This window comes from Bacillus sp. BF2-3 (assembly GCF_008368795.1).
Classification (GTDB): Bacteria; Bacillota; Bacilli; order Bacillales; family Bacillaceae_G; genus Bacillus_A; species Bacillus_A cereus.
Map to the genome: position 1 here is coordinate 1 of NZ_QOSA01000015.1, position 7,223 is coordinate 7,223.

The following is a 7,223-nucleotide window of genomic DNA, read 5'->3' on the forward strand; positions in this document are numbered from 1 at the left end:
ACAAGACCAACAGGTAATGCCTCTTATCTATGATGATTTTCTGGACGACTCAGAACTAATGAATGAAAGCTGGGACAATCCCGATAGACGAATGAAGGCACTGGCATTTAAGCGTACCTTTGATTTCGATAGAAATAACTTACTGTACGACAAAGAAATTAGATTGAAATAGAAAGGAAGCTAAATAAATGAATTTAACTAGTATCGTAAAACAAGATGTGATGGACGAATTGCGAAAAGGAAATACCGAGGTTCTAAAAGGATTACCACCAGTTGTAGCTATGCAATATGGATTGAGACTACAGCAAGAAGCAGGTCACTATATTGAGGAATCACTTGTCAATGATAGCGAATTATCAAAGGCCATGATTAACCGTCTACAAGATGGTGAAATTAAAGAACGCCTTATCAAAGAGATTGAAGCAGAAGAAAAAGCACACGCTGAAAGAGTAGCAATAGCACAGCAAATTACAAAAGAGGTCACTAGTTAACGCTGGTGATCTTATTTTAATTAAGGAGGAATTTTACTATGCAAAGAGAAATTAAAGACCCAGTTAAACAGGCCTTATATCAGGAGGCATTAAATAAGAAGTATGGCGGTTCTGTAACCGCAAAGGAACAATACATTAACCCTCGTGCCTCACTATTACATCATTGTAGTAACTGTCATAAAGAATGGTATGCACGTCCTATGTGGTTGCTAAATAAAGAAAATCAAAAGCATATTTGTGGCTATGATCCTTTGAGAATGAGTGAAGGTACAAAAAAGAAGGTTAGGAATCAACAAAGAAAGTTATCAAATGATGACATCGTGAAAATGCTTATCCTAGCTGAGAAGGGAATGAAAGCACCTACCATAGCTAAGACATTAGGTGTTGATAAGAAAACTGTATACACTCATTTAAAGAAGGCGGAGGAAAGCAGAGTTCTGATTTAATGAACTTGCTTTCCATTTTTCTTTATCTGTGTTACTTCTTTAATTTTAGCCAATCCTTCATGCACGTCAGCGAACCCCTTTGCAAAAGTGTTTTGTAGGTCTTTGTATACACTCTTTACATCGTCCAATTTCCCCTCTACTGAAGTTGACGTTTCCCCATTTAAATTACCCATTTTATTGTCCACTCTATCTAAACTATCCTCTATTTTCTCTACCTTCTTCTCCATTTCTGTTAACTTTGCTAGTATCTGTTTTGCAAGTTCCATTTCTTTTTCTGTTGCCATATAATAGCCTCCTTTGTGTACTGTTAGTATATCATTTCAGGGAATTAAGTAACTCTATTAGTGGACTCGCAGCAAGGCAAAAAGTTACTGAAAAAATGGTGCAATTTTTTTACGAGGTTCAACAGGATTCCCCACAGCGAAAACCATAACCACCCCCCCTTCTCTATGACGCTGTACAGCAAAGTTAGTGGGTGTTAGTACGTTAAGTAAAAGATAATCGCCTCAGAATGCGAATCTCGGTGACTTATCAGCCCCAAAAGATTTCAAAATTGTGGTGTATACATAGCGGTGACCAGACCACCCCTATACACACCCCCTGCCCCCCTATGGTGGGGGGTATCCATATATAAAAATATATCAGGTGTCGCCAATTCTCTACATGGTTCGTTACTACCATTTGCCACACTGATCTTACTGTTATCATTCGTCTTTGTTCTTCTTTCATTCTTCTTTCTTTGTTCTTTCATTGTTGTTTCATTCGTTTGTTCCTCGCCTCGTGTCGTGTGCCACGCCCTGTCCTTCCCTCGTGCTTCGCTGTTGTCCTTGCTACTGTCAGTGCTGGTACTATCGCCTTGCCCTGTCCTCGCACCCAGCACCGCACCTTACTATCCTACTGGTATATGTGTAGCGGTGTAATGGTGGTGATTGGTATGGCGTCCCTATCTAAGACTATATTTATTTGGAACCCCTAAACATAAGGGTTCATTATATATACATATCGGGAATGTTTTAATTCCACAAATTTTATAGAGTCTTGGTCTATTGAAGAAGACTGCGGAAACAGTCGTTCTTCACCTAAAAGAAAAAACAAAGTAAAAGCATCCACTAAAGGGTGCTTTTATTTGTACTTATAACTCATGAGATATTAGAGTCTACAAAGGTACACCTTAATGGACGGTAAAAAAACTGTCCTTATAGCGTCTATTAACAAAAGAAAATAAACCTTTATCAACGTCTATAAAATAATTGACCTTTATAGACAGTTGGTGTATATTAAATTTATCGACTAATAGAAACGGTGGTTTTAATAATGACAGGAATCAATTTTGGCTATATGCGTGTATCAACTAAAGAACAGAATTTAGATAGACAATATGAAGCTTTGAAAAACTATGTAACGGACAAGGATTACATATACAGTGATAAAGCTAGTGGTAAGGATATGGAACGTAAAGGATTTCAAGACATGCTTAAAGCAATAAGAAAAGGCGACACGCTTTACATAAAGTCTATTGACCGTCTAGGACGTAATAAGGAACTGATTAAGGACTACCTTGAACAGTTTAAGAAAAAAGGGATCAGGGTAAAAATAATTGATATTCCTACTACAATGCAAGATAGACCACAAGAAGAAGAGTGGGTTATTGATATGATAAATAACATCATTATTGAGGTTTACACTTCAATGGCTGAACAGGAACGTCAAAACATTAAACAGCGTCAAGCTGAGGGAATCGCTGTTGCTAAGAAAGATGGCAAGCATCTAGGACGTCCAGTAATGGAACTTCCTGAGGAATGGAACAAGCTGTACAAAGAATGGAAAGCTGGAAAGATAACAGCCGTGGCATTTATGGACACTATTGGCATGAAGAAAGCGACCTTCTATAAGAAAGTGAAAGAATACGAGGCTACACTTTAATAGTGTGGTCTTTTATTGTGCAAAAAAATAGTTTTGGAGACTGTTGTGTATCAGAGGCAAGGAAGCAATAAAAAGTGAGATTTGCACAATATTTCATAATCCTAATATAGCGAAAACCCTTGCTATGACTGGGTTTTACAGAAAAACAACATTGTGCACACCCTATCCCACTATACATCCATTTTAACACCCCAAATCGCCTCGTACAGCGTTTTTAATCCACCTATTCGTTTTTGTATCTGAAAATAAATAAAACCCCACAGATTTGATTCTGAGGGGTCTAGTTTTGTTTTAAAATCATATTTTAGTGAAGAAAGAGTAAATCACAAGACGGTGTGATTATAAACCTCAACAAAGCCCATTCTTATTACATGGTTAATCCTTAATCACATAAGGTGAGGATTTATAAGTTTAATAATCCCTTTTTCAATGATTAACCCACTGATTAACAAAGATCATGTAATTCCCTCAGGTTCTCGGAGACCGTCATTTATAAATGTGTCTAAATTGTGAACGTCTTGAACCCTTGGTACGCTTGCTTTCATGAATCCTTTCAAAAACTTTACAATTGAGGCACTGTAAAATTGGGTGGTTTGATAAGCTATAGAGTACAGAAACTTAAATAACTGTAATTAACTCTATTAACAGTAATAAAGATAAAACATTACCTCACTTCGTTCGGTGCTTCGCAAAATAATTAAAAACTAAACTATAAATAATCCTATTAACAGATATGATAGTGATAGATATTATAGTATTACTTTTAAAGATTGCATGGAATGAACGTAGTGAATGACATGGCGTAAGCAATAATAACCTATGCAAAGAAAGTAACATACCAAATTGATAATAAACAAATCCATCCAATTGTAATTGCTGTATACTTTAAAGCTGTCATAAAGAAGTTCATAGAATCTCCTTTTAGGTATAATGTATACCATACATACAAATCTTATCCGCATCATAATAATAAAAATATATATACCTCCATATAATCACCCACCGATCTTACTGTTGATTGGTGGGACTTTTCTTTATGCCTTTTTCTCTACATACCTTACATAATTCACTTATTTCCTCATAACAATTAGCCAACTTAATAATCATTTGTTTTTCTTTATAGTCTTATTCTATGATATACTCATAATAAATTGGAGAATCATTCTCCTCTCTAGAACCATCGTACTCATTTTTTTTGATTATCTATTCACTTTGACGTTTAGTCCAATAACTAAGCGTCCTTTTTTATTTCTTATACCGTAATTTCCTGATATAATGTTTTTGAAGTTATGGGGAAAACTCCCCTTCTCTTTACTACCTATTGCGTTTAGTCCTATTGGCTAGACGCCTTTTCTCTTTTTCCCCTATATAGTTCTTACTCTATGCATCGTTTAAGCCCTATTTTCCTCTATCATTGTTAGTGGTAGTTACTTATATATTCCACTACCCATCGTTAGTGGTAGGAATTTCTTTAAACTCTTTTAAAATCACTTGACTTTAGGTTTTAGGTTTTTGCTTACTTGATGGCTGTGTTTTTCAGGCTTTTGGACACAGAAATTCCTACCTATACGCAAAAAGAAAGCAGACTTCAAGCGTATAAGTAGTAGTTGTTCTGATACTTACCGTCAGGCATGTCCCCGAGTATTTTGTATCACCCCTATTTAACACTAGGTTTTCACCTAAACAAGTCTACTACTTCAAATAGCCCTGGTAGTTTCCCTTTCGGTACTTATGACTTGTCCTACACGCCCGTAAGCGTCTATCCTTCCTAACGACAGCACTTTGATTCACTGGTAGCTTTCACCATTCAGATACAAGCGTAAATAGGGAAACGCTTATTGTATCCTAGTCCTACTTTTGCGATGGTCGGACACCCTGTCGATTTTTTCAGCACGTTATCACAACGTTCTTCTCGTGGTTTGGCTTCCACGCTTCACTTAATACGAACGCAAAACAAAAAGGACGTTTACCTCAATAACCTGTCACCTTCACAAGTTAAAGAGATAAACGCCCTTTTGTAGAACCCTGTCATTTATCTAAGACTTTTGCAAACTAATTTTTACTAGTTGAAAAAGAGTAGAGTACGGGTTACAATGGATTCATCAATTAGTCCTGTTGCGTCAGGGCTAATAAATTTAACTTAGTGGTCGGACACTAGGTTACAAGAAGCCATTTCCATTGAAGTACTAGAGGTGTCGGAACCCTTAGTATGGAGGAAATGGTTTTTTTGTGCTTCCGTTCGTATTAGGTTGTTCTCATTTTACCTCTATCTACCCTACAAAATCAAGCATTCTTCGATATTATTATTCTTGTTACCTTATACGGTAAGAGAATGATAGACTGAGGCAAAGTAACTCATTTACAAAAAGATCAGGTATTAAATCTTGTAAAAGGTGATTAGCAGCCATGTATAGAATCACTTCTTTGAGGTGATGGTTATGACGGTGGAAACAGCAATAAGATATCAAGAAATTACAGGAACTATATTTAAAAATGGGCGGTTTCAATATGAAGCTAGTCATAAAGTATCCTTTGATGATAACTATGAAGCTACTTTTATTCTAGGTGGCAAATACAATGAGTTATTTACGATTCTTTGCCGATGTAATACGCTTTATCTTGAACCTGAGTATAAGAATGCACCTAAAATTATAATTGAATTAACTGGTTGTTATGGCAGTTTTAGTGAGTATTATTTCATGGATTCATTTAGAGATGTAAATGCTTTTCTGAAGGAGATGCAACCTTTAATTGATGTTGCAAAACATATGGAACAACAAACTGAATATCCTGAGTAACAATTCAAATATATGTGAGGGTGAATACACTCTCACACTTTTTTTGTATTCACAATGTATACATTTGTATTCGTCTTGTAGTGAAGGAACTGAGTTAATGAATACAGAATAGATACAAGATGAATCTATATGAGGTGATAACGTGGGATATTTAGAACAGTTTGCTAGAAATAAGAGACGTAAAGAAAAGTCTGAGGTACTAACAGCACGACTTCCTCACAGCTTATACGAGGATTTCAAAACATACTGTGATGAGTTAGGGCTATCTATTAGTGAGGCAGTTTGTTTACTTGTAGAACGTGAAATGACTGGATCAGACAACGCTTTTGATGAAATAGCAACTACAAAAGAATACATAAAGAATACCAATAGTAGTGATGATGAAGTTAAAACAAATACAAAATCAACTACAAATGTAGTTAAGAAGAATACAAAAGAAAACAATTCAAATACAAAACGATTCACAGTGAAACAATGGGTAGTAAATGACAAGCTTCCTTGTCCAATTTGCGGTGAATGGAAGACAGCTGGGAACTTCCTAAGACACGCAAAAACGCATGGAATGACTACAGAACAAATTTTTACTAATGAAGGGTATAGAGAAAAAATTGAGTTAATGGTTGCTGAATTAAAAAACAACCTGTAATGGATAAGTATTTTGAGAACCTACTATTAGGAAAGTCTTTATGGCTTTCTACGGTAAATAACGTTGTTGATTTCCTTGTGTTATTTCCTTTCAAGGCGTGGCTTAATTGCTACGCCTTTTCTATTTACCATTAACTTCATAAATTATGAACTTTAAATAAGGTGGTGAACTAAATGATTGGTGTAGATGTAAACAGCTTACCGTATCAACAGAAAATTTCGTATCAAATGATTAAGTATTTAAGGCTATGTAGAAACATGACTCAGACTCAATTTGGTGGAGTTTGTAAGGTGGATCAGGGTGTACTTGCAAAGTTGGAACGTGGTGACTTACCACTGTCGCCTCACTATGAAACAAAGATTCTTGAAGGTTGCAAGGCATTAAATATAAGCGAACTTGAACTGGTATCAGTAAAACGAATTGTAGAACTAAAACAAAACAGAGGAATCAACTAAGGAGGAAATTACATGATTAGGCTAGACCGTACATCAGTAGATAAAGCAATTGAGGGAATGAACTTATTTACAGCTACAAAGGAAGTACTTGCAAGTTATGAAGCGGAGAAAGAAGCATTGGTGAAACGTGAGGAAGCATTAACAGAACGCCTGGCACAATTACAGGAACAACATATTCAACTTATGATGGATAGGGAAGTAGCAACTGATAACCCCAGCGACTATATTTACATTTCAAAACAGTTAACCAATATCAATGAGGACGTTAAGGTCATTACATTACTTCAAGACCAATTAAAAGAAGATTTCACCGCACTGAAACAGAAGTATATGCCAATCGTTCGAGAAACGTACAGTAAAGATTCCTCAGCTAGAAATAAGCACTTTAATGTTAGTGAAGCTGTATCTTACGTCAGGGAAGAACTAAAGCTAGTTATTTCAGACTATGAAAAAGCTATTAGCGA

The 7,223-nt window shown here is 35.9% G+C and carries 8 protein-coding genes; 7 read left to right on the forward strand and 1 reads right to left on the reverse strand.

The genetic code is table 11. The features are described from left to right. Positions 1–188 precede the first annotated feature (188 nt). Positions 189–491: a hypothetical protein gene (locus DN401_RS12585; protein ID WP_086421065.1), complete on the forward strand. Its 303-nt coding sequence runs from the start codon at positions 189–191 to the stop codon at positions 489–491. 38 nt (positions 492–529) lie between these two features. After that, positions 530–937, forward strand: a complete 408-nt coding sequence (locus tag DN401_RS12590) for a helix-turn-helix domain-containing protein (RefSeq protein ID WP_149287719.1) — start codon at positions 530–532, stop codon at positions 935–937. On the opposite strand, the gene DN401_RS12595 is transcribed toward DN401_RS12590, so the two are convergent. After that, positions 934–1,221 (reverse strand): chromosome segregation protein SMC, encoded by a 288-nt coding sequence (locus tag DN401_RS12595; protein ID WP_149287720.1) that lies wholly within the window; start codon positions 1,219–1,221, stop codon positions 934–936. The two genes, DN401_RS12590 and DN401_RS12595, sit on opposite strands and share 4 nt — an antisense overlap. 1,030 nt (positions 1,222–2,251) lie before the next feature. Between DN401_RS12595 and DN401_RS12600 the strand changes: the two genes are divergently transcribed. The 5 genes from DN401_RS12600 to DN401_RS12620 form a co-directional block, all read left to right on the forward strand. Then, positions 2,252–2,860 carry a recombinase family protein gene (locus DN401_RS12600; RefSeq protein WP_149287721.1) on the forward strand — a complete coding sequence of 203 codons (609 nt, stop codon included), beginning with the start codon at positions 2,252–2,254 and terminating at the stop codon, positions 2,858–2,860. A gap of 2,438 nt (positions 2,861–5,298) precedes the next feature. Then, on the forward strand, positions 5,299–5,658 hold the full coding sequence (locus tag DN401_RS12605; protein ID WP_061682613.1) for a hypothetical protein: 360 nt from the start codon (positions 5,299–5,301) through the stop codon (positions 5,656–5,658). Between the two features lie 142 nt (positions 5,659–5,800). After that, positions 5,801–6,304: a hypothetical protein gene (locus DN401_RS12610; RefSeq protein ID WP_149287722.1), complete on the forward strand. Its 504-nt coding sequence runs from the start codon at positions 5,801–5,803 to the stop codon at positions 6,302–6,304. Between the two features lie 173 nt (positions 6,305–6,477). Then, the gene (locus tag DN401_RS12615; protein WP_098914413.1) at positions 6,478–6,759 is read left to right on the forward strand and encodes a helix-turn-helix domain-containing protein; all 282 of its coding nucleotides are present in this window, start codon (positions 6,478–6,480) and stop codon (positions 6,757–6,759) included. A 12-nt stretch (positions 6,760–6,771) separates the two neighbouring features. Continuing rightward, the coding region (locus DN401_RS12620) for a hypothetical protein (RefSeq protein WP_149287723.1) at positions 6,772–7,223 on the forward strand (452 nt) is incomplete at its 3' end.